Below are 20,584 nucleotides of genomic sequence, written 5' to 3'. Positions count from 1 at the left end.
GACGAAAATATCCGGACCCTGGCAGGACAAATGTCACTGCCCGGACGGTGCGGTCAGAGCCAGCCGCGTTCGTCGGCGATCCGGGCCGCCTCCGTACGGTTGCGGGCTCCGGTCTTGCCGATGGCCGACGACAGGTAGTTGCGGACGGTGCTCTCCGACAACCACAGCTTCACCGCGATGTCCGCCACCGTCGCGCCGCCCTGCCCCGCCGCCAGCACCTCCCGCTCCCGGGCCGTCAGCGGGCTCGGCCCGGCGCTGAGCGCGGCAGCCGCCAACGCGGGGTCGATCACCGACTCACCGCCGAGCACCCGCCGGATCGACGCCGCCAGCTGGTCGACCGGGCCGTCCTTCGACAGGAATCCCCTCGCCCCGACCTCCATCGCCCGGCGCAGGTAACCCGGTCGGCTGAACGTGGTGACGATGAGCACCCGGCAGTCGGGCAGTCGGGTGCGCAGCTCGGCGGCGGCGTCCAGCCCGGTACGACCGGGCAGCTCGATGTCCAGGACCGCGACATCGGGCCGGACGTCCAGCGCGACCGGCACGACCCTGTCGCCCTCGGCCACCTGGGCCACGACCGCCATGTCGTCTTCGAGGTCCAGCAGCAGGGCGAGCGCTCCGCGCATCATCCCCTGGTCCTCCGCCAGCAGGATCCTCACCGGTGCCGCAGGACCGGCCGACCGGGTGGTGGCGGCGTCGGGGGCGGCCGGGTCGGGGGCGCGGTCTCCGACCGAGGCGTCCGTCATGGCGGCCACGGTACGAGGCGGCGGAGGCGCGCCGGGGAGAGGGCCCCACGGCGGCCGGGGACGGCCCGGTCAGCGGGCGGCGAGCGACACCGCGCCGTACAGGTCCCGGGTGACGCCGGTGACCTCGCCGGTCTCCGGCCGCCAGCGCAGCAGCCCGCCCGGGTTGTGGCGCAGCAGCACCGCCCCCTCCCCGTCCCAGCCGAGCACCTCGCAGCAGCCCTTCCAGACGTCCCGGCCCAGGTCGAGCAGGTGGGTCACCGCGCCGGTACGGGCGTCCAGCACCGCGACCCCCTCCAGCCCGCTGGTGTTGCCGGCGCTGATCCAGCCGGCCCGGGCGAGCCGTTCGCCGCGCAGCCAGCCGCGCCCGTAGAACTCGTCGACGCGGTGGGCCGGGGGCAGCACGGAGGTGCCGACGGGCACCCGGTCCTGTCCGCGTCCCCGCTCGTCGGTGGCGACGCGGTGCAGCATCAGGCCCTCGGGCGGGCCGCCCAGCTCCAGCAGGAGGTCCGGCCGCCCGCCCGGGTCGGGCACGACCACATTCCAGGGCGATACCGGGATCTGCCGGCTGGCACCGGTGTCCGGGTCCACCTCGTACGTGGTGTCGTCGTCGCCGACGAGCAGCCGGTCGTAGGACCAGAGCGCGTGCTCCAGGTAGCCGGGGAGCGGGAACCGGCGGACCGCCGCGGTGGTGAGGTCGACCACGATCACCTGGCCGGTCTGGGCGAAGGCGGCCGTCCGCCCGTCCGGCGAGAGGCTGCCCGTCTTGAGGGGGACCGCCTCGTTGCCGTCGGCGTCGCGGGTGCGGGCCGGGGTGACGACGTCCAGCTCGCGGACGAGCCCGTCGTCGCCGAGCACCCGGATCGGGCTCTCCGCGCCGGTGTCGCGGTCGATTGGCTGGTAGAGGGCCAGCGCCCGGCGTACCGGGCGGTCCGAGAGCGTCGCGGAGACCGGGTCGCCGAGCCGGCCCAGCGGGTCGCCGGGGTAGCTCAGCTCGGCCGGTGGCCGCTGCACGGGTGGAGCGCTGTGGGTGGGGCCGGGCGTCGCGGTGGCCGGTGGCGGCGGGTCGGTCGGGCGCAGGGCCACCGCCGTGCCGCCGGTGAGCAGGGCGACCGCCACGGCGGCGGCGCCGGCGGCCCGGCGGGCGCGGCGGACGCGGCGGGCCCGCTCCCAGCCGGCCACCGCCGGGCGCGACGGCCGGACGTCCTCGGCGGCGACGGTGAGCAGTCGGTGCAGCTCCTCTTCCCTCACGGGTTCACCTCCATCCCGGTGACCAGGCCGTCGCCGGGCCGTCCCTCGTCGTGGCCCAGTTCCGGCGCGACCTCGCGGAGCCGGCGCAGCGCCGCGTGGCACTGGCTCTTCACGGTGCCGACGGTGACGCCGAGCGCCTCGGCGGTGGCCGCCTCGGTGAGGTCCTCGAAGTAGCGCAGCACCAGCACCGCCCGCTGCCGGGGCGGCAGGTGGCCGAGCGCGTCGCGCAGCGCGAGCCGCAGCGTCCCGTCTCCCTCGTGCGTCGCCCGCTCCGGCGGGTACGCGCTGAGCCACTCCCGGCGCCGCCGCCGCCAGGAGGAGACGGCGTCGCGGTAGAGGATGGCCCGCACGTACGCGGCCGGGTCGCCGTTGCGCACGGCGGGCCAGCGCAGGGCGAGCTTGAGCAGCGCGTCCTGGAGCAGGTCCTCGGCCTGGTGCCGGTTGCCGCAGACCAGGTAGGCCGCGCGCAGCAGCCGGTGCTGGTGGCACTCGACGAAGGTGACGTAGCTGTCGCGCCCGTCGTCGGTCGTCGCCGGTCCCATCCGCCCTCCCTCCGGCCGACCGTTCGGCGTCACCAGGCAGACGCACGGGGACCCGGAAAAGGTTGGGCGGCCCGAGCCGGCGTCGCCGTGGCGGTCAGGCGTCGGGCGTGCCGCGCAGGTAGCGCTGGACGGTCGGCGCTATCCAGGCGACCAGCTCGGCCGGGTCCGCGTCGACCATCGGGGGCAGCCGCAGCACGTACCGGGTCAGCGCCAGGCCGAGCATCTGGCTGGCGACCAGCCCGGCCCGCCGGGGGGCCTCCGCCGGGTCGGGGGCGACCCGGGCCGCCGCCGTGGCGAGCTGGCCGGCGAAGATGTCACGCATCCGCTCGGCCGCGGCCGGGTTGGTGGCGGCGGTACGCAGCAGCGCGACCATCGTCTCGTCGCCCTCCCAGCGGTCCACGAAGTGCCGGACCAGCAGCTCGCCGAGCCGCCCGGCCGGTACGCCGGTCAGCTCGGGCAGCCGCAGGTCGAACTCGGCCGCCGCCGCGAAGAGCCCCTCCTTGCTGCCGTAGTAGCGCATCACCATCGACGGGTCGATCCGCGCGTCCGCCGCGATGGCCCGGATGGTCGCCCGGTCGTAGCCGTCGGCGGCGAAGCGCTCGCGGGCGGCCCGCAGGATCGCCGCCCGGGTGGCGTCGGAACGGCGGGGGCGGGTCTGCGCTGCCTCGGTCATGCCCACAACCGTATGCCAACGCCTGTTGACATACCAGCGGCGGGCGGCCTAGCGTTGCCAACAACAGTTGGCCAACACCTGTTGGCATCGACGGCGATGGAGGTGGCCATGTTGCCCACGAGCACGGACGTACTGGTGGTGGGGGCCGGCCCGACCGGGCTGGCCGCCGCGCTGACGTTGGCGCGGCGCGGGGTCGGGGTGACGGTGGTCGACCGGCTGGACCGGCCGCCGGTGACCTCCCGGGCGGCGGTCGTGCACGCGTACACCCTGGAGGTGCTGGACCGGATCGGCGTCGGCGCGCCGCTGGTCGCCCGGGGCCTTCGCTCGCCGGGGTTCACCGTCCGCGACCGCGACCGGGTGCTGCTCACCCTGCCGTTTGGCACCCTGCCCTCCCGGCACGCCTACGCGCTGATGGTGTCCCAGTCGGTGACCGAATCGGTGCTCACCGCCGAGCTGGCCGCCCACGGCGTGCGGGTGCTGCGGGCGCACGAGCTGACCGGGCTGTGCCGCGACGGCGCCGGGGTCCTCGCCGATTTCGCCGGGACGACGGTGCGGGCCCGCTACCTCGTCGGCGCCGACGGCATGCACAGCACCGTGCGGGAGCGGGCCGGCATCGGCTTCACCGGCCCGGCCGGCGGCGAGGAGTCGTTCGTCCTGGCCGACGTCCGGGTGACCAGCACGCTGCCCCGCGACGAGGTGTCCCTCTTCCTCGCCCGGTCCGGCCCGCTCGTCTGGGCGCCGCTGCCCGACGGGGTGGTCCGGCTGGTCGCGGCGGTGGCCGACGCGCCACCCGAGCCCGACGCCGCCCACCTCCAGGCGCTGCTCGACGAGCGCGGCCCGACCCGGCGCCCCGACCGGGTGCGGGAGGTGCTGTGGGCCTCCCGGTTCCGGCTGCGCCATCGGATCGCCGACACCTTCCGCGCCGGTCCGGTGCTGCTCGCCGGGGACGCCGGGCACGTGCACAGCCCGGCCGGCGGGCAGGGCATGAACCTCGGCGTCTGCGACGCCGTGGACCTCGGCGAGACCCTCGCCGACGTGCTCGCCGGCGGCCCCGACACGCTCCTCGACGGGTACGCGGCCCGGCGCCGCCCGCTGGCGGAGGAGGTGGCCGGCTTCGCCGACCGGCTGACCCGGCTGGCCACCCTGCCCCCGTCCCGCCGGCCCGCCCGGGACCTGCTGCTCCGGCTGCTCTCCGCCGCGCCGCCGGCCCGGCACCGGTTCGCGATGCGCCTCTCCGGCCTGAGCCACCGCGAGCGGACGCCCCGCTAGCCTGCCCCGGTGGGGGCAGGTGTGGCGGGACTGGGGCGCCGTCCTGCTCAACGCGACGGGCGCCGCCCTGGCCGGCCTGCTGTCGCGGCGGTGGTGGGCGGGACGGCGGGCGACACCGGCGCGGCGGGTCGCAGCACCCGCCACGCCGCGAGGGTGACCAGCGCGAAGACCCCCGCGACCGCCGCCGCCACCGGCCCCACCCCGTACGCCGCGCCGCCCAGGCCGGCGAGCGCCGCCCCGACCGGCGCGGTGAGCAGGCCGACCATCCGCTGGGCAGACCCCACCCGGCCGAGCAGGCCGGCCGGCACGTGGCGCTGCCCGTACGTGGCCCAGAGGCTGTTCCACACGGTGGTGCCGGCGGCGAAGACGGCCAGCGCCAGCCCGCCCGGCACCGGGTGTCGGGCCAGCGCGAGCCCGGCCAGCGCGGCGGCCTGGACGGCGAGCACGGCGCGCAGCGCGGGCACCGTGCCGAGCCGGGCCGCCAGCCGACCCGCCCCCAGCCCACCGGCCAGCCCGCCGAGGACCGCCCCCGCGGCGAACAGCCCGTACCCGGCCGGCGGCACCCGCAGCACGTCGAGCGCGTAGAGCACCAGCACCGCCAGCAGTCCGCTGATGGCCAGGTTGCTCCCGGCGGTCAGCACGGTGAGCCGCCACAGCGTCCGGTCCCCCCGCACGAACCGCAGCCCATCGGCGGCCTCCCGCCACACCGACCGCCCCCGCCCACCCTCCGCGACCTTGCCGTCGTGGCCCTCGCGCCGCTGCTGGTGGGCGGGTTCGTCGGGGCACGAAGCGCGAGATCGCGAGGGTGGGGTGGGGCGCAGGGCGAGGGTGAGCAGGGCGGCGGCGGCGAAGGTCAGGGCGTCGAGGGCGAACGGCAGTGGCGCGGCGAGGGCGAAGAGCACCCCGGCGGCGGGGGCGCCGAGGAAGCCGCCGGCCACCGCCGTGCCGGCCTGGAGGCGGCCGTTGGCGTGGGGCAGGGCGGCCGGCGGAACCACCGACGGCAGCATCGCGAACGCGGCGGCGTCGAAGAGGGTGCCGAGCGCGGCGAGCAGGAACGCCGCCGCCACCAGCACCGCGACGCCCGCCCGGTCGACGGCCACGACAACCGCGAGCCCGCCCACCACGGCGGCGCGCAGCACGTCCACCGCCGCCATCGTCCGGCGGCGGTCCCAGCGGTCCGCGTACACGCCGCCGAGCAGGCCGAACAGCAGCGGCGGGAGCTGCCCCGCCACGGTCACCGCCGCGATCACCCGGGGATCGCGGGTCAGCGTCGCGGCCAGCAGCGCCAGGGCGGGCGTACGCAGGGCGTCGCCCAGGCGCGAGGAGACGGCGGCGGACCAGAGCAGCCGGTAGTCGCGGCCGAGCGGTGGTGCGGTCATGACGGCGAGCCTCGGGGCTCGACCGGGTCGAGGGTCAAGTTGCCCGGAAAGGGGGCCGCGCGTGTCGGTGATCATCGGTACGGTGGTCGCCGGCATCGGACCGGGGAGCACTCCAGCGTGGACCACACCTTCCAGGTCGACCTCCGTGGCGTGGTCGACCTGCTCAGTCACCACCTCTACGGCAGCCCGCGGGTCTACGTCCGTGAGCTCCTGCAGAACGCCGTCGACGCGATCACCGCGCGCCGGGCGGCCGACCCCGACGCGCCCGCGCTGGTGCGCGTGGAGCCCCCGGAGCTGACCGGCGACGGCACCCTGCGGGTGCACGACACCGGCATCGGCCTGACCGAGGCGCAGGTGCACGAGCTGCTGGCCACCATCGGCCGCAGCTCCAAGCGTGACGAGCTGGGCTTCTCCCGGCACGAGTTCCTCGGCCAGTTCGGCATCGGCCTGCTCTCCTGCTTCCTGGTGGCCGACGAGATCCGGGTCGTCACCCGGCACGGCGACCACCCGACGGTGCACTGGACCGGCCACTCCGACGGCCGGTACGCGGTCGAGCTGGCCGCGCCCGGCGCCGGGCGGGCCGAGCCGGGCACCACGGTGACGCTGGTGCCGCGCCGCGACGCCGACCAGTGGTTCGGCACCCCGACCGTGGTCGACCTGGCCCGGCTCTACGGCTCGTTGCTGCCGGTCACCGTCCGCGTCGGCGACGTGGTGACCACCGCCGGCCCGCCGCCCTGGCCGACGACCCCGGGCGCGCCGGTCGACCGGGCCGCGCTGGTTCGCTACGCGCGGGAGACGCTCGGCTTCGACCCCTTCGACGTGCTGCCGCTGTCGGTGCCGGAGGCCGGCCTGACCGGGGCCGCCTTCATCCTGCCGAACGCGGTGAACCCGGCGGCCCGGGCCGGCCACCGGGTCCACCTCAAGCGGATGCTGCTCACCGAGCACGCCGACGGGCTGCTGCCGGACTGGGCCTTCTTCGCGCACTGCGTCGTGGACGCCACCGAGCTGCGGCCGACGGCCAGCCGGGAGGCGCTGTACGAGGACAGCCTGCTCGCCGCCACCCGGGAGGCCCTCGGCGACCAGGTGCGCGGGTGGCTGGTCCGGCTCGCCAAGCACGACCCGCGGCGGCTCGCCGAGTTCCTCCAGGTGCACCACCTCGGGGTGAAGGCGCTCGCTCTGCACGACGACGAGATGCTGCGCCTGGTCGACCAGTGGTGGCCGATGGACACCAACGTGGGCACGCTCACCCTGGCCGAGTTCCGGCAGCGGCACGGGGTGGTCCGCTACGCGGCCAGCCTGGACGAGTTCCGCCAGCTCGCCGCCGTCGCCGCCGCGCAGGACCTGGCGGTGGTGAACGGCGGGTACACCTACGACACGGAGCTGATCGAGCGGCTGCCGACGGTGGACCGCTCGGTGCTGATCGAGCGGCTGGAGCCCAGCGATCTGACCACCCGCTTCGAGAGCCTCGACCCGCAGGTCGAGCTGGCCCTGCGGCCGTTCCTCACCGGTGCGCAGCGGGCCCTGGAGCGACTCGGCTGCGAGGTGGTGGTCCGGGCGTACGACCCGGTCTCGCTGCCGGCGCTCTACCTGGTCAGCCGGTCGGCGGCGTTCAACGACCAGCTCGCGGCGAGCCGGGACCGGGCCGACGAGCTGTGGGGCGGGGTGCTGGACGCGCTGGCCGCCTCGGCTCCGCCGGACCGCCCGCAGCTGGTGCTCAACCACCGCAACCCGCTGGTGCGCCGGGTCACCACGCTGACCGACCCGGAGCTGGCCGGGCTGGCCGTCGAGGCGCTCTACGGGCAGGCGCTGCTGCTCGGGCACCATCCGATCCGCGCGGCCGACGCCGCGCTGCTGAACAGTTCCTTCCTCGGCCTGCTCGGCCGGGCCGTGCCGGGACAGGAGTGAGCGATGAGCAGGGAAGACGAGGACCTGTGGCGGGTGCTCCGCGAGGTCGACAACATGCCGTACGGCGCCGGGCAGATCGCCGCCACGGAGCAGTTGCTGCGCCGGGTGGACGCCGCTGACGACCGGGAGCTCGCCTTCGTCGCCCGCATGCAGGCCACCACCGCGTACGTCTACGGCGGCGAGCCGGCCAAGTCCTTCGTCACCTTCTCCTGGTGCCTGGCCGAGTTCGACCGCGACCCGCAGCCCTACCACGAGCGCTACGCCCACCAGCTGCTCTGGCACTTCAAGTACATGGTCACCGGCCTGCTGCGGTTCCCCGAGATCCCGCTGGACCGCGCCAACGCGGTGCTCGACGACATGGAGCGCCGCTACCGCGAGGGCGGCCACAGCCTCCAGGCCGTCCACAAGCACCGGTTCCAGGTGGCGGACCATCTGGGCGACGCCGACGCCGCCGCGCACTGGTACCGGCTCTGGCAGACCACCCCCCGCGACCAGCTCTCCGACTGCGCCGGCTGCGACCCCACCACCCAGGTGCAGTACCTCGCGGACACCGGCCGGCACGCCGAGGCGGTCGCGTTGGCCGAGCCGGTCCTCGCCGGCCGGCTCAGCTGCACCGAGCAGCCGCAGGCCATCCTCACCGCGCTGCTGCTGCCCTACCTGCACACGGGCCGCCCGGAGCAGGCACGCGACGCCCACCGGGAGGCCTACCGCCGGCTGCGGGGCAACCTGTCGGACCTGTGGGACATCGGCAACCACGTCGAGTTCTGCACGCTGACCGGCAACGACGCCCGCGCGGTGGAGATCGTCGAGCGCCACCTCGACTGGCTCGACCGGGCACCCTCGCCGGCCGCCGCCATGCACTTCGCCGCGACCGGCGCCGCCGCGCTGCGCCGGGCCGGCGAGCTGACCGTCTACCGGCGGGCGGCCGGCGACCGGCCGGCCGGCGAGGTCGCGGCGTCGGCGCTCGCCGCCGAGCTGACCGCGACGGCGACCGCGCTGGCCGCCCGGTTCGACGCCCGCAACGGCACCTCGTACCAGTCGGAGTGGATCGCCCGGCGGCTCGCGGCCGAGCCGACCGGCGAGCACCTGCCGCTCTCGGCCAGCCTGCGTCGTCGCCCCGTCCGGGGAAGCGCCGGCCCGGCCGCCGACCGCGCCCCGGCGCCGGGTGCCGCCGCCACCGTGCCGGTGCCGGCCGACGCCGATGCCGACGCGCTGCTCGACTTCGCCGAGGAGCGGCTGCGCCGCCACGACCGCGCGGCGTTCGGGGCCGCGTTGGCCGCCTGGGACGACCGGTTCGGCGCCGGAGACCTCCCGGCGCCGACGGCGGCCCACCGCCTGGAGCTGCGCGCCGCCGAGCTGGGCGACGGGGAGGACGTGCCGGCCACGGTCGCGGCCCACCGGGCGGCGCTCGCCGCGTACCGGGAGCTGGGCGACGAGGTCCGCGGGCAGATCGTCGCCGGGCGGCTCGGCGTGCTGCTGGCCATGGCCGACGAGAGCGCGGACGAGGGGCTGGAACTGGTTCGGGCGTCCGCCGACGTACTCGACCGGCGGGGCGACGACCGGCAGCGGGCCGCCGGGCTGGGCCGGGTCGCGCTGGCGCTGATGCACCGGGAGCGCTGGTCGGAGGCGGTCGACGTCCTCGACCGGGTGCCGGCCGACGCCGGCGGCGACCCCTGGCTGGCCGCCCGGATCGCGCTGCACCGGGCCCACCTGCTCGAACAGCTCGACCGGGCGGCGGACGCCCACGAGACCGCCGCCCGCGCCCGCGACCTCGGCCGGGACCTCGGTCTCGGCGACGTCACCACGGCCGCCTGCCTCACGTACGCCCGTACGGCCGACGACCCGGCCGAGGCGGTCGCCGCCTGCGACGAGGCGTTGCGGGTGGCGCCGGCCGAGGCGTGGTTGCCGGTGCGGGTCGCCCGGGCAAGGGCGCTGATGGCCGCCGGCCGGGCCGCCGACGCGGTGGACGACTTCGCGGAGGCGGTGACGCTCTGCGTCGAGCGGGGCGCCGAGGGGGACGCCTTCCTGCGCTGGGAGCTGGCGAACGCGTACCGGGTCGCGGGTCGGCTGGGCGAGGCGGCGGAGGTCGCGGAGGAGGCGGTGCTCGGGCTCGACCGGCTCGGCGCGCAGGCCGAGGCGGACCGGTGCCGGCACCTGCTGGCGGGCGTCTACGAAGGGCTGGGCGAGATCGACCCGGCGCTCGCCCTGCTGGAGCAGCTCGCCGTGAACCTGGACGGCCCGGACAACCTCCCGCACCGGGCGCAGGTGCTGGAGGAGGCCGGCGGGATCCTCTACGACGCCGACCGGGACGCGCTGGCGGCGGCCCGGTTCGCGGCGGCGGCGACCGCGTACCGGCAGGCCGACCTGCCGGTCGACGAGTTCCGGGCCCGCCGCCGGGAGGCGTACGCGCAGCTCTGGTCCGGTGACGTGGCGGCGGCCCTGCGCACCGTCGAGGTGCTGGACAAGCTGGCGGCGGGGCTGGCCGGGCAGCCGGACGAGCCGCCGCCGGTCACGTACGAGCTGGCCCTGGCGGCCGAGGCCGGGGCCCGGGTGCTGATCGCCCACGGCCGGGAGGCCGAGGCGTACGACCGGCTGGCCGGGGTGCCCGCCCGGCTCCGGTCGATCGAGGCGTTCGGCGAGGCCGCGCAGGTGGAGGTCCTCACCGGCGAGCTGCTGCTGCGGCTGGACCGGCCGGCCGCGGCGGAGCCGCTGCTGCGGGAGGTGCTCGGCGGGCTGCCCGCCGGTTCCCGCCCGGTGCAGCAGGCCGCCTGGCTGCTGGCCCGGGCGCTGGACCTGCTGGACCGCCCGGCCGAGGCCGCCGCCCTGCGGGACGAGTACGGCCTGGATCACGAGCACTGAGGCTGCGCCGTCCGGGCCGGGTTCCCGGCACCCGGCCCGGACGGAGGCGACCGGTGGGTAACCAAGCCTCCACGTCGTCACATACTCGGTCTACGCTTGCCCGGTGACGGTGGAGCAGCAGGCACGGGGCAGGGCGAGCGGCGCCGCGGGGTCGGGCCGGCGTCGGTCCCGCAAGGACGAGATCCTGGAGATCGCGGTCGGCCTCTTCGCCTCCCGGGGCTACCACGGCGTCTCGATGGACGACATCGGTGCGGCCGCCGGGGTCACCGGGCCGGCGCTCTACCACCACTTCGCCGGCAAGGAGGCCATGCTGGTCGCCGCGCTGATCCCGGTCAGCGAGGAGTTGCTCGCCGGTGGCCAGGAGCGCTCCGCCGGCCACCCCGACGACCCGCGCGGCGCGCTGGAGTCGCTGATCGACTTCCACGTCGACTTCGCGCTGGCCAACCCGGCGGTGATCGCCCTGCACCTGCACGAGCTGGACCGTCTCCCCGACGAGCCCCGGCGCCGGATCCGTCGGCTCCAGCGGCTCTACGTCGAGCAGTGGGTGACGGTGCTGACCGCGCTGCACCCGGACATGCCCGACGGCGAGGCGCGGGTGCTGGCCCACGCCGCGTTCGGCCTGATGAACTCGACGCCGTTCCTCGGCGGTGAGGTGGACCGGCGCCGCCGGGCCGAGCTGCTGCGCGGCGCCACCCTGGCCGCCCTCCTGGCCCACCCCAACCCCTGATCCGCGAGACGGGTGGGCGACTCGTCAGTAACCGGGCGCTCGTGGTTCCCTAGCACCCGTCCAGACCCCCGGACGCTGGGAGGAAACATGATCGAGTCGCTGCTGGTCGCCAACCGGGGCGAGATCGCCCGCCGGATCATCCGCACCGCGAGGCGGCTCGGCGTCCGCGCGATCGCGGTGCACTCCGAGGCCGACGCCGGCCTGCCGTTCGTGACCGAGGCAGACGAGGCGGTGTGCGTGGGCCCGGCGAACCCGGCCCAGAGCTACCGCAACGTCGAGGCCATCCTCGCCGCCGCGAAGTCGACCGGCGCGCAGGCCATCCACCCCGGTTACGGCTTCCTGTCGGAGAACGCCGACTTCGCCCGTACCGTCGAGTCCAGCGGGCTGATCTGGGTCGGGCCCGGCGCGGACGCGATCAGCGCGATGGGCGACAAGATCAACGCTCGGAACCTGATGGCGGCGGCCGGGGTGCCGGTCGCCCCCGGCACCACCGACCCGGCGGCCGACCTGGACGCGGCCGTCGCCGCGGCGGCGGAGATCGGCTACCCGGTGATGGTCAAGGCCGCGGCCGGGGGCGGCGGCATGGGCATGGGCGTGGCGAACGACGAGGCCGCCCTGCGCACGGAGTACGACAAGGTGCGCGCCTTCGCCGAGCGGATGTTCGGCGACGGGTCGGTGCTCATCGAGCGTTACTTCCCCCGGGTGCGCCACGTCGAGGTGCAGATCCTCGGCCTGGCCGACGGCCGGGTGGTGGCCCTCGGCGAGCGGGAGTGCTCGGTGCAGCGGCGCAACCAGAAGCTGGTCGAGGAGTCGCCCTCCCCGGCGGTCTCCCCGGAGCTGCGCGAGCGCTTCCTGGCCGCCGCCGTGCGGGCCGGCGAGGCGGTGAGCTACCGCAACGCGGGCACGGTGGAGTGCCTGCTGGTCCCGCGGCAGCGGGACGCCGAGGGTGACGGCTCCGCCGCCGAGGAGTTCTTCTTCCTGGAGATGAACACGCGGCTCCAGGTCGAGCACCCGGTGACCGAGTTGGTCTACGGCGTCGACCTGGTCGAGGAGCAGCTGCGGGTGGCCTCCGGCCTGGCGCCGACCTTCGACCCGGACGCGCTCGCGCCACGCGGGCACGCCATCGAGCTGCGGATCAACGCCGAGGACCCGAAGCGCTTCCTGCCCGGCCCGGGCGCGATCACCGCCTGGACGGAGCCGACCGGCGAGGGGGTCCGCGTCGACTCGGGCTACGTCGCCGGCAACACGGTCACCCCGTTCTACGACAGCCTGATGGCGAAGCTGATCGTCAGCGGCGCCACCCGCGCCGAGGCGATCGAGCGGGCCCGTGCCGCGGTGGCCGGCTTCGAGTTGACCGGCCCGAAGTGCAACCTTCCGTTCTTCGCGGAGCTGCTGGAGAACGAGGAGTTTCTCTCCGGCGACTACGACACCGGCATCGTCTCCCGCATGCGCTGACCCCATGCCGTGCTGACCAGGGTTGGCGGTGCGTCGGGTCCGGCACCGCCAACCCCCCCTGGTCAGCGTTGGTTCGGTCACGGACCGGCCGGGCGACGCGTCTCTCGGCGTCGCCGCCGGCGGTGGGTCGACGGCGGGGGTGGCTCCCGGTGCGTGCGGTGCGCCACCTCGCGGGGGGCGGTGCGCGGGTGGGAGGCTGGGAGGACCCAGCACGTAATACCGTCACAGTGAGGTGACCCCTTATGGCGGAACTGCCAGACTTCGTGTCGATCCGGGAGGTCGGGCCGCGCGACGGGCTCCAGAACGAGGACCCGATCCCGACCGACGCCAAGGTGCGGCTGCTCGACGCCCTCTCCGGCACCGGGGTGCAGCGGATCGAGGCCGTCTCGTTCGTGCATCCGAAGGCGATCCCGCAGATGGCCGACGCCGACGAGGTGTGGCAGCGGGCGGCGAAGGCCGATGGCGTGCGCTACTCGGCGCTGGTGCCGAACACCCGGGGCGCGCAGCGCGCCCTCGCCGCCGGGTTCACCGAGATCGAGGTGGTGGTCTCGGCCAGCGACACGCACAACCGGCGCAACGTCAACCGCTCCACCGACGAGTCGCTGGACGACATCGCCGAGCTGATTGACCTGCTGCACGGCGCCGGCGCGCAGGCCGAGGTGATCATCGCGACCAGCTTCGGCTGCCCGTACGAGGGGGACACCGACCCGGCCCGGGTGGCCGCCATCGTCGACCGGGTGGTCCGCGACGGCGCGGACCGGGTGGCCTTCGGCGACACGACCGGCATGGGTACGCCCCGCCGGGTCCGGGAGCTGCTGACCGCCGTACGCGACCGGAACGCCCACGTCCCGGTGCTGCTGCACTTCCACAACACCCGGGGCACGGCGCTGGCCAACATGCTCACCGCGCTGGAGTTGGGCGTCACGGAGTTCGACGCCAGCGTCGGCGGCCTCGGCGGCTGCCCGTACGCGCCGGGGGCCAGCGGGAACCTGGCCACCGAGGAGGCGGTGCACATGCTGCACGACATGGGCATCGACACCGGCATCGACCTGGCCGTCCTGGTCGAGGTGGCCGAGTTGGCCGAGCGCCTGGTCGGCCGCCAGCTCCCCTCCGGCGTCCTCCGCGCCGGCCCCCGCACCCGCCTCACCCCCCTTCCCGCCTAACCCCCGACCTCCCCACCCCGCCATCCCATCCCGCGATCTTGCAGTTTGTGCCCGGACAAACCCGGCCGATGCCGCATACGGTGGGCCGGAAGTGCAAGATCGCGATGGGAGTGGGCGGGGTGGGGGGCCGTGGGTCGTCGCGGGGGCGCCGATGCGCTAGCCTAACGATCGTTCAGGTCGGTTGGCCCCGCCCAATGAGGCGGCCGGCCCCAGGCGGCGAGGGAGTCGGCGTGACGCTCGACGGTGAGGCTCTGGAGCAGCTGCGCAAGCGGGCCCGGGCCGGCGGTGCGGACAAGTACCACGCGGCGAACGCCGCCAAGGGCAAGCTCTTCGCCCGGGAGCGGGTCGCGCTCCTGGTGGACGAGGGCTCCTTCGTCGAGGACGGCCTCTACGCCAACGCCATGGCCGAGGGCCTGCCCGCCGACGGCGTGGTCACCGGCACCGCCACCATCGACGGCCGCCCGGTCTGCCTGATGGCGAACGACTCCACCGTCAAGGCCGGCAGCTGGGGCGCCCGGACGGTCGAGAAGATCATCCGGATCATCGAGCGGGCCTACTCCACCGGCGTGCCGATGGTGTACCTGGTCGACTCGGCCGGCGCCCGGATCACCGACCAGGTCGAGCTGTTCCCCGGCCGCCGCGGCGCCGGCAAGATCTTCTGGAACCAGGTCCGCGCCTCCGGCTCCATCCCGCAGGTCTGCGCGCTGTTCGGGCCGAGCGCGGCCGGCGGGGCGTACATCCCCGCGTTCTGCGACGTGGTCGCGATGGTGGACGGCAACGCCAGCATGTACCTCGGCTCCGACCGGATGGTCGAGATGGTCACCGGGGAGAAGACCACCCTGGAGGCGATGGGCGGGGCCAAGGTGCACTGCGCCGAATCGGGCGTCGGGCACTTCCTCTGCAAGACCGAGGCCGACGCGCTCGACGTGGTCAGGCGCTACCTGTCCTACCTCCCGGCGAACTGGACGCAGGCGCCGCCGGCCGCCGAAGCCGTGCCCGCGCCGGAGAAGGCCGACCTCGCCGCGCTGGTGCCGGCGAGCGAGCGCCAGGCGTTCGACATGCGGCGGTACGTCAAGGGCCTGCTCGACGAGGGTTCCTTCTTCGAGATCCAGGCGCTCTGGGCCAAGGAGCTGACCATCGGCTTCGGCCGGCTCAACGGCGAGGTCGTCGGCGTGGTCGGCAACAACTCGATGTTCAAGGGTGGGGTGCTCTTCGTCGACTCGGCGGACAAGGCGACCCGGTTCGTGCAGCTCTGCGACGCGTTCAACGTCCCGCTGCTCTTCCTCTCCGACGTGCCCGGGTTCATGGTCGGCAGCGCGGTGGAGAAGCAGGGCATCATCCGCCACGGCGCCAAGATGATCACCGCGATCTCCGAGGCCACCGTGCCGAAGATCTGCGTGGTGGTCCGCAAGGCGTACGGCGCCGGCCTCTACGCGATGGCCGGCCCCGGCTTCGAGCCCGACGCCACGATCGCGCTGCCCACCGCCAAGATCGCGGTGATGGGGGCCGAGGCGGCGGTCAACGCGGTCTACGCCAACAAGATCGCGGCGATCGAGGACGAGGCCGAGCGGGCCGCCTTCGTCACCGCCAAGCGCGAGGAGTACGAGCGCGACATCGACATCGTCCGGCTCGCCAGCGAGCTGGTGGTGGACGCCATCGTCGAGCCGCACGAGCTGCGCGCCGAGCTGGTCCGCCGGTTCGCCGCCGCCCGCACCAAGGAGCGGCACTTCTCCCGGCGCCGGCACGGCGTCACCCCGGTCTGATCCCGCGCCGGCCCACCCGGCCGGCACGGGCCCGAACCGCACCAGCGACCCGTCCGTTCCCGGCGTCACGAGCGCCCGGCGGCCATCCACACAGGAGGATTCCATGGACTTCCGGCTCACCGAGGAGCAAGAGGCGCTGCGGGAGAGCGTGCGGGAATTCGCGCGCGAGGTGGTCGCCCCGGTCATCGCGGAGCACTACGAGAAGCACACCTTCCCGTACGAGGTGATCCGGCAGATGGGCAAGATGGGCCTGTTCGGGCTGCCCTTCGGCGAGGAGCACGGCGGCATGGGCGGCGACTACTTCGCGCTCTGTCTCGCCCTGGAGGAGTTGGCCCGGGTCGACTCCAGCGTGGCGATCACCCTGGAGGCGGCGGTCTCGCTGGGCGCCATGCCGATCTACCGCTTCGGCACCGCGGAGCAGAAGGCGCAGTGGCTGCCGAAGCTGCTCAGCGGCGAGGCGCTGGCCGCCTTCGGGCTGACCGAGCCGGGCTTCGGCTCGGACGCCGGCGGCACGCAGACCCGCGCGGTGCTCGACGAGGCCACCGGCGAGTGGGTGATCAACGGTGCCAAGGCGTTCATCACCAACTCGGGCACCGACATCACCGCGCTGGTCACCGTCACCGCGGTCACCGGCACCCGCCCGGACGGCACCAAGGAGCTGTCCACCATCATCGTGCCCTCGGGCACGCCGGGCTTCAGCGTCGCGCCGGGCTACTCCAAGGTCGGCTGGACCGCGTCGGACACCCACGAGCTGACGTTCGACGACTGCCGGGTGCCGGCGGCCAACCTGCTCGGCGAGCGTGGCCGGGGCTTCGCCCAGTTCCTGCGCATCCTCGATGAGGGCCGGATCGCCATCGCCGCGCTGGCCGTCGGTCTCGCCCAGGGCTGCGTCGACGAGTCGATCAGGTACGCGAAGGAGCGGCAGGCGTTCGGCCAGCCGATCGGCAACTACCAGGCGATCCAGTTCAAGATCGCCGACATGGAGATGAAGGCGCACACCGCCCGGCTGGCGTACTACGACGCCGCCGCGCGGATGCTCGCCGGCGAGCCGTTCAAGCGGCAGGCCGCCATCGCCAAGCTGCACGCGAGCACCATCGCCGTGGACAACGCCCGCGAGGCGACCCAGATCCATGGCGGCTACGGCTTCATGAACGAGTACCCGGTGGCCCGCTTCTGGCGTGACTCCAAGATCCTGGAGATCGGCGAGGGCACGTCCGAGGTGCAGCGCATGATCATCGCGCGCGACCTGGGCATGTGACCGCGCCGGTTCCGGCGGCGTCGGGCGGCCGACCCCGCCGCCGGATCCGGTCACGCACCGCCGTCCCCCGGCCCGCGGGCGGGTCCGCTGTCGGATATCCGCGCCCCACCGTCGGCAGGGCGACGCTCGACTGCCGTCGGTCGCACCCCGTCCGTACTCTTCCTGCCCATGACTCCGGATCATGATCGTTCGCGGCATCCGGGCGGTCGTACCGGCTTGCCGGAGCTGTTGCGCGGGCACCGGCTCGCCGCCGGCCTCACCCAGGCCGAGCTGGCCTCCCGGGCCGGCGTCGGCGTCCGGACCGTCCGCGACCTGGAGCGGGGTCGGTCGTCCCGGCCTCAGCGCACCACCGTCGAGCTGCTCGCCGGCGCACTGGAGCTGACCGGGTCCGCCCGGTCGGCGTTCCTGGCCGCCGCCCGTGGGCCGGTCGCGGCCGTCCCGCCGGTCGCCCCGGCCGGCGCGCCGCCGGCCCGCTTCGACGCCGACCATCACCTGGGTACGCCGGTCGCGCTCCCGCCTCCGGTCGCGCTGATCGGCCGGGATCCCGACCTGGCCGAGCTGGTCGCGCTGCTCACCGACGACCGGGGCCCTCGGCTGGTGAGCCTGGTCGGGCTGGCCGGCGTCGGCAAGACCGCGCTGGCGCTCTCCGTGGCCCACGCGGTCGCCGGCCACCATCCCGGCGGGGCGGTCGGCGTGCTCATCGGCGAGGGCTCCGACGCCGCCGACGTGCTCGCGGCCTCGGTTGCCGTCTTCGGCGTCGCGCGGCTGCCCGAGCTGGCCGCCCGCCTCGACGGCCGCCCGGCGCTGCTGCTCGTGGACGCGGCCGAGCGGGCGCCCGACGCGGTCGGCGAGACGGTGCACCGCCTCGCCGGCGCGGTCCCGTCGCTGCGGGTGCTGGTCACCGGCCGGCACCCGGTCGGCCTGCCCGGGGAGCGGGTGTGGCCGGTCACCCCGCTCGACGTACCCCCGGCGGGCAGCGAGCGAACCGACCCGTCGGCGCCGGCCGACTACCCCGCGGTCGCGCTCTTCACCGCGCGGCTCGCCCAGGTCCGCCGGGAGCCGCCCGGCACGGCCGAGCTGGCCGCCCTGACCACGCTGGTACGCCGCCTGGGCGGGCTGCCGCTGGCGATCGAGCTGATGGCGGCCCGGGGCCGGATCCTCGACCTCAACGAGCTGCTCGACCGGTACGGCGACCGCGTCCTCGACCTGGCCACCTCGTCGGGGGCGGCCGAGCGTCCGGGCTGGGACACGGCGGAACCGGGCCGCCCCGAGGGCTCGCGGGCGGCGGTGGCCGAGACGCTGCGGGACGCGGTCGCCACCAGCTACCGCCTCCTCGCCCCCACCGAGCGGGCCGCGCTGCGCCGGCTCGCCGCGTTCGGCAACCGCTGGTCGGTCGAGCTGGCCGAGGAGATGCTCGCCGACGACGCCGACCGGGACGGCACGGTCGTGGTCGACCCGGTTCCGCTGCTGGACCGGTTCCTGGAGCTCGGGCTGCTGAGCGTCCGCGGCAGCGGGCCGTTCCGGTTCCGCCTGCTCGACGCCGTACGGGACTTCGCCGTCGAGCAGGCGACCGGTGCCGGCGAGCTGACCGCGATCCGGCGCCGGCACGCCCGGGTCGTCGCCCGCCTGGTGGCGCGGACCGCGACGGAGCTGGTCGGCGCCAACCTGCCGGCCGCGGTGCGCCGCCTGGACGAGGTGAGCGGCGACATCAGCTCGGCCCTGGCGCACGCCGCCGTCGACGACCCGTTGACCGCGCTGCGGTTGGCGGCGGCGCTGTCCCGGTGGTGGCGGTTCCGGGGGCGGGACGTCCCCGGTCGGCAGTGGTTGCGCCGGCTGCTGGCCGACCCGCGTACCGCCGACGCCGACCCGCTGCTGCGGGCCTGGGCGTCCCTGGGGGTGGCCCGGCTCGCCGCCGAGCACGGCGCCGGGGCCGAGGAGATGCCGGCGGCGCGGGCGGCGCTGGCCGCGTTCCGGGATGCCGGCGACGTGACGGGGGAGTTGGAGGCGCGTGCCGTGCTCTGCGCGCTGCTGGTCGCCCTCGGCGAGCACGGCGAGGCGCGGGAGCAGGCCGAGGCGGTGCTCGCGCTGGCCGGCCGGGGCGGCCGGATCCGGGACATGGCGGTGGCGCAGAACAACCTCGCCTGGCACGACATCCGCGTCGGCGACCTCGTGGCCGCCCGTCGACGACTGGCCGCCGCCGACCGGCTCGCGGCGCAGTGCGGGGAGCAGCGGCTGCGGGTCCTCGCGCGGGCCAACCTGGCCGAGGTGTCCCGCCTGGAGGGCCGGTACGCCGACGCCGTCGACCAGGGCCGGCGGGTGCTGGCGGCGCTGGCGGATCTCGGCGATCCCGGTCACCGCCGCCGGGTGCTCGGCACGGTGGGCCTGGCGTTGGCCCGGAGCGGACGGCCCGCCGAGGCGGCCGAGGTGCTGGCCGAGCTGCGCCCGGCGCCGCCGTCGCCGGGCCCCGGGGAGGGCGGGCGGCCCGGGGGTGCCCGGTGGCTGCCGGCGCGCGGGCCGCGCCCCGAGGACGGCATCTGCGCGCTGATCGAGGGCAACCTGGCCCTGCACCGGGGCGATCGCGACCTGGCGGCGGAGTGGTTCGCCGCCGCCGCGGAGGCCAGCGCCGAGGGTCAGGACCGGCGCGACGTGGTGGAGGCGCTGGTGGGACTGGCCGCCAGTACGGCCGACCCCGTCGCCCTGGACCGTCTCGACCGGGCCTGCCGGCGCAGCGGCATCCGGCTGCTGCCGCACGAGGAGGAACTGCTCTACGCGCTGACCACGGGCCGGAGCGCAGGTGATCCGGGGCCTGCGTAGACCGGCCGCGCTGGTCGCGCCGTGGCCGGGAGTGGGCCTGCCCCGGTGGGCGGGCCGGGGGTGGCGCGGGCGACGAAGCCCCTCTTGCTACCCCTCGCTCGTCGCCCGCGCCGTCACCCCCCGGTGCGTCCCCACTGCCCGAAGATTAGCCACCGCCCGCTCGCGGGTGCGTCCGGTTTGATCGACTATCTCCCCGTGGGCGCGGCAGTTCTGCCGCTCTTTCTGCCGGTGTCCCCGGGGTGCCCTGATCGACCGGTCAGGCCGGGGTGGCCGCTTCGTCTCCGGTCGGGGCGGATTCACTGCTCCCGGCGGTGGCGCCCGGATGGACGGCGTCCCGCACCCGGCGCAGGCCGTCGAGCAGGGCGTCCAGCGCCTCCGGTTCGAGTTGGCCGGTGAACCACTCCTCGATGATCCGCAGGTGGCCGGGCATGGTCTCGTCGAGCCGTTGCAGGCCGGAGGCCGTGACCACGGCGTACGAGCTGCGCCGGTCCGAGGGGCAGGCGCGACGGGTGAGCAGGCCGTCGCGCTCCATCCGGTCGACCACCCGGGTGACCCCGCTCGTGGAGAGGGAGGTCTGCGCGGCCAGGTCGGTCATCCGCAGTTGGTTGCCGGGTGAGCGGGCGAGCCGGGTCAACACCTCGAACTCGACCGATGAGAGGCCGTGCTCCTCCAACTGGGCGGAGAACCGGGCCGACAGCCCGGCGTGCGCCTCGAAGAGGAGGCCGACGGCGGTGATCCGGGGGTCGTCGAACACGTTCTGGTTCACCTGTTCATCCTACCAGTCCT

15 protein-coding genes are annotated in these 20,584 nt (G+C 75.5%); 9 read left to right on the top strand and 6 right to left on the bottom strand.

Features of this window, described 5'->3' with window-relative positions; all coding sequences use genetic code 11:
• Nucleotides 1–53 precede the first annotated feature (53 nt).
• The 4 genes from ACGF7U_RS18875 to ACGF7U_RS18860 all read right to left on the bottom strand — a co-directional run bounded on the left by ACGF7U_RS18875 (nt 54) and on the right by ACGF7U_RS18860 (nt 3,206).
• Nucleotides 54–743: a response regulator gene (locus tag ACGF7U_RS18875; protein WP_393108232.1), complete on the bottom strand. Its 690-nt coding sequence runs from the start codon at nt 741–743 to the stop codon at nt 54–56.
• 69 nt (nt 744–812) lie between these two features.
• A complete protein-coding gene (locus ACGF7U_RS18870; protein ID WP_393108230.1) occupies nt 813–1,991 on the bottom strand; it encodes a hypothetical protein in 1,179 nt (392 codons plus the stop codon).
• The gene (locus ACGF7U_RS18865; protein ID WP_393108228.1) at nt 1,988–2,533 is read right to left on the bottom strand and encodes a SigE family RNA polymerase sigma factor; all 546 of its coding nucleotides are present in this window, start codon (nt 2,531–2,533) and stop codon (nt 1,988–1,990) included. The genes ACGF7U_RS18870 and ACGF7U_RS18865 overlap by 4 nt, the downstream gene beginning before the upstream one ends.
• A gap of 94 nt (nt 2,534–2,627) precedes the next feature.
• Nucleotides 2,628–3,206: a TetR family transcriptional regulator gene (locus ACGF7U_RS18860; protein WP_393108226.1), complete on the bottom strand. Its 579-nt coding sequence runs from the start codon at nt 3,204–3,206 to the stop codon at nt 2,628–2,630.
• A 108-nt stretch (nt 3,207–3,314) separates the two neighbouring features.
• On the opposite strand from ACGF7U_RS18860, the gene ACGF7U_RS18855 reads away from it, so the two are divergent.
• Nucleotides 3,315–4,475, top strand: a complete 1,161-nt coding sequence (locus ACGF7U_RS18855) for an FAD-dependent oxidoreductase (protein WP_393108224.1) — start codon at nt 3,315–3,317, stop codon at nt 4,473–4,475.
• Nucleotides 4,476–4,522: 47 nt separating this feature from the next.
• On the opposite strand, the gene ACGF7U_RS18850 is transcribed toward ACGF7U_RS18855, so the two are convergent.
• Nucleotides 4,523–5,854 carry an MFS transporter gene (locus ACGF7U_RS18850; protein ID WP_393108222.1) on the bottom strand — a complete coding sequence of 444 codons (1,332 nt, stop codon included), beginning with the start codon at nt 5,852–5,854 and terminating at the stop codon, nt 4,523–4,525.
• Nucleotides 5,855–5,971: 117 nt separating this feature from the next.
• Here ACGF7U_RS18850 and ACGF7U_RS18845 point away from each other — a divergent pair, with 117 nt between their 5' ends.
• The 8 genes from ACGF7U_RS18845 (at nt 5,972) to ACGF7U_RS18810 (ending at nt 19,798) form a co-directional block, all read left to right on the top strand.
• Nucleotides 5,972–7,759: an HSP90 family protein gene (locus ACGF7U_RS18845; protein ID WP_393108220.1), complete on the top strand. Its 1,788-nt coding sequence runs from the start codon at nt 5,972–5,974 to the stop codon at nt 7,757–7,759.
• Nucleotides 7,760–7,762: 3 nt separating this feature from the next.
• A complete protein-coding gene (locus ACGF7U_RS18840) occupies nt 7,763–10,618 on the top strand; it encodes a hypothetical protein (protein WP_393108218.1) in 2,856 nt (951 codons plus the stop codon).
• Between the two features lie 103 nt (nt 10,619–10,721).
• Entirely contained in the window at nt 10,722–11,345 is a 624-nt protein-coding gene (locus ACGF7U_RS18835) for a TetR/AcrR family transcriptional regulator (protein ID WP_393108216.1), read from the top strand.
• 87 nt (nt 11,346–11,432) lie between these two features.
• Nucleotides 11,433–12,800, top strand: coding sequence for an acetyl/propionyl/methylcrotonyl-CoA carboxylase subunit alpha (locus ACGF7U_RS18830; protein ID WP_393108214.1), 1,368 nt, complete (start codon nt 11,433–11,435; stop codon nt 12,798–12,800).
• Between the two features lie 242 nt (nt 12,801–13,042).
• Nucleotides 13,043–13,963 (top strand): hydroxymethylglutaryl-CoA lyase, encoded by a 921-nt coding sequence (locus ACGF7U_RS18825; protein ID WP_393108212.1) that lies wholly within the window; start codon nt 13,043–13,045, stop codon nt 13,961–13,963.
• 230 nt (nt 13,964–14,193) lie between these two features.
• Nucleotides 14,194–15,726, top strand: a complete 1,533-nt coding sequence (locus tag ACGF7U_RS18820) for an acyl-CoA carboxylase subunit beta (protein WP_393108210.1) — start codon at nt 14,194–14,196, stop codon at nt 15,724–15,726.
• Nucleotides 15,727–15,829: 103 nt separating this feature from the next.
• Nucleotides 15,830–16,984: an acyl-CoA dehydrogenase family protein gene (locus tag ACGF7U_RS18815; RefSeq protein WP_393108208.1), complete on the top strand. Its 1,155-nt coding sequence runs from the start codon at nt 15,830–15,832 to the stop codon at nt 16,982–16,984.
• 168 nt (nt 16,985–17,152) lie between these two features.
• Nucleotides 17,153–19,798: an ATP-binding protein gene (locus tag ACGF7U_RS18810; RefSeq protein WP_393108206.1), complete on the top strand. Its 2,646-nt coding sequence runs from the start codon at nt 17,153–17,155 to the stop codon at nt 19,796–19,798.
• A 256-nt stretch (nt 19,799–20,054) separates the two neighbouring features.
• Here ACGF7U_RS18810 and ACGF7U_RS18805 read toward each other — a convergent pair whose 3' ends face one another.
• On the bottom strand, nt 20,055–20,564 hold the full coding sequence (locus ACGF7U_RS18805) for a MarR family winged helix-turn-helix transcriptional regulator (protein ID WP_393108204.1): 510 nt from the start codon (nt 20,562–20,564) through the stop codon (nt 20,055–20,057).
• Nucleotides 20,565–20,584: the final 20 nt, after the last annotated feature.

The organism is Micromonospora sp. NPDC047670 (assembly GCF_043204915.1).
Lineage (GTDB): Bacteria > Actinomycetota > Actinomycetes > Mycobacteriales > Micromonosporaceae > Micromonospora.
The sequence above is the reverse complement of the archived record's forward strand: the minus strand, read 5'-3'. Positions and strand labels throughout refer to the sequence as shown.

Coding starts and splice junctions, on each gene's coding strand:
- ACGF7U_RS18815 (WP_393108208.1), top strand. CDS start 15,830: ATGGACTTCCGGCTCACCGAGGAGCAAGAGGCGCTGCGGGAGAGCGTG.
- ACGF7U_RS18825 (WP_393108212.1), top strand. CDS start 13,043: ATGGCGGAACTGCCAGACTTCGTGTCGATCCGGGAGGTCGGGCCGCGC.
- ACGF7U_RS18865 (WP_393108228.1), bottom strand. CDS start 2,533: ATGGGACCGGCGACGACCGACGACGGGCGCGACAGCTACGTCACCTTC.
- ACGF7U_RS18875 (WP_393108232.1), bottom strand. CDS start 743: ATGACGGACGCCTCGGTCGGAGACCGCGCCCCCGACCCGGCCGCCCCC.
- ACGF7U_RS18840 (WP_393108218.1), top strand. CDS start 7,763: ATGAGCAGGGAAGACGAGGACCTGTGGCGGGTGCTCCGCGAGGTCGAC.
- ACGF7U_RS18830 (WP_393108214.1), top strand. CDS start 11,433: ATGATCGAGTCGCTGCTGGTCGCCAACCGGGGCGAGATCGCCCGCCGG.
- ACGF7U_RS18810 (WP_393108206.1), top strand. CDS start 17,153: ATGACTCCGGATCATGATCGTTCGCGGCATCCGGGCGGTCGTACCGGC.
- ACGF7U_RS18850 (WP_393108222.1), bottom strand. CDS start 5,854: ATGACCGCACCACCGCTCGGCCGCGACTACCGGCTGCTCTGGTCCGCC.
- ACGF7U_RS18860 (WP_393108226.1), bottom strand. CDS start 3,206: ATGACCGAGGCAGCGCAGACCCGCCCCCGCCGTTCCGACGCCACCCGG.
- ACGF7U_RS18855 (WP_393108224.1), top strand. CDS start 3,315: ATGTTGCCCACGAGCACGGACGTACTGGTGGTGGGGGCCGGCCCGACC.